Origin of the sequence: Microcoleus sp. K1-B1 (assembly GCF_036704705.1) — a bacterium.
Classification (GTDB): Bacteria; Cyanobacteriota; Cyanobacteriia; order Cyanobacteriales; family Microcoleaceae; genus Microcoleus.
This window is the reverse complement of record NZ_JAUBSH010000202.1, coordinates 1-1358: the sequence shown is the minus strand read 5'-3', so window position 1 is coordinate 1358 and position 1358 is coordinate 1. Positions and strand designations below refer to the sequence as shown.

Here is a 1358-nt window from a genome sequence, read left to right as displayed (position 1 = left end):
TCTCTGCAGTCTTCAGGGTTTTTCTCCCTGACAACTTTTCAACCTGTCCAAATACACACTCGCACCAATCCGATTCCCTCGTGAACTCGGTTCTTCCACGCCCCGGTGGCAGCTCGACAATATTTCAATCCTTCCAACTACTTTTAAACAAAACCTCCGGACGTAGTGACAAGAAGAGTCAAAAGCTGGATAAAATTAATGACATAGCCCTCAAACCTGTCTGAGGGAATATGAGCTGATTGCGTCTAATTTTCATCAATTCCGCAATAGGTGCATGGCCAAGCTCCCTCCCTACTCCCTCCGCTTCGCTGCGCCCACGATTGGCCGTATAATCCAATTCAAAAGCTACTATGACGGCGTTGCGCTCGCATCGAATCAGTAAGGCGACCGATGTATTTCAGAATTCCCATAAGCTTGAGCTTGTGTCTTGTAAAATCGCACAATTATAAGCTAAAGCTATTAATAATATTAAATTTTTATATTAAAGTTTTTAGGCGGCCGTCACAAGGGTAACTTTTTTCAAGATTATAGCCGACTGCTGGACAGTCCTTAAACATTGCTTCGATACAACTGCGACATTTAAACGCTGTTACAGCTTGTTTCAATGTGCCGATATTTGTGAGTAAATACCAGCCTTCATCTTCGCCATTATTTCGATATTTTCGTTGCCCATAACCAGGGACATCAAAACAGCCAAATCCTTGCTGCTGATTTTAACTCCTGTCAAATAAAAGCTCGTACCTGCTACTAAACCACACTCAGCCAACCGCTTAAATTCCTCTCCTTCTTCTTGAATATAGCGTCCCTGTTTTACTCTCAAAACAAATCTTATGTTCTTTTCACACAGCCAACTTGCCAGTTTAACGCTCGCAAATTCAGGTGTTTCCTAAAAGGATCATTTTATAATTTTTTAGCAGACCAAGAAGGGGGCAGATTAAGCTTTGTTGTTCTCGGAGGTTGCTACAGCCACAGCGAAGGCAATATCTGCTAGTACAACGGTAAAGCTCTCTTGTCCCCAATCAGGCTAATCATCAACAGATTTTTATCTCGCCACGGCGTTCTATCAATGGCGACCTTCAACTCTTGTGTCTTTTTAAATTGAGTTCTCCAGATATATTTAAGCAGAGCAAACCAAAGCTTTTCCATCTTGAGGAGAGGTAGCTTGAGAAATCGTTGAATAGAACCTCGTCGCCTCTCAAACATGATTGGGTATGGCATCTATTTCGCCGCCAACTCAATACTCACTTGTTTATGGGTTGGGAAGCAGAAAAACTAAAATAGGTAACTGCTCAATAACCGCTGCTTGGGGTATCTGAGCTAAGTAGTCCCAGAACGCTAGCCAATAAACTTATTTCTCT

1 protein-coding gene is annotated in these 1358 nt (G+C 42.3%); it reads right to left on the bottom strand.

Annotation, left to right across the window (positions count from 1 at the left end; genetic code table 11):
- Nucleotides 1–601: 601 nt before the first annotated feature.
- Nucleotides 602–820, bottom strand: coding sequence for a hypothetical protein (locus QUA83_RS30410; RefSeq protein ID WP_333297937.1), 219 nt, complete (start codon nucleotides 818–820; stop codon nucleotides 602–604).
- Nucleotides 821–1358: the final 538 nt, after the last annotated feature.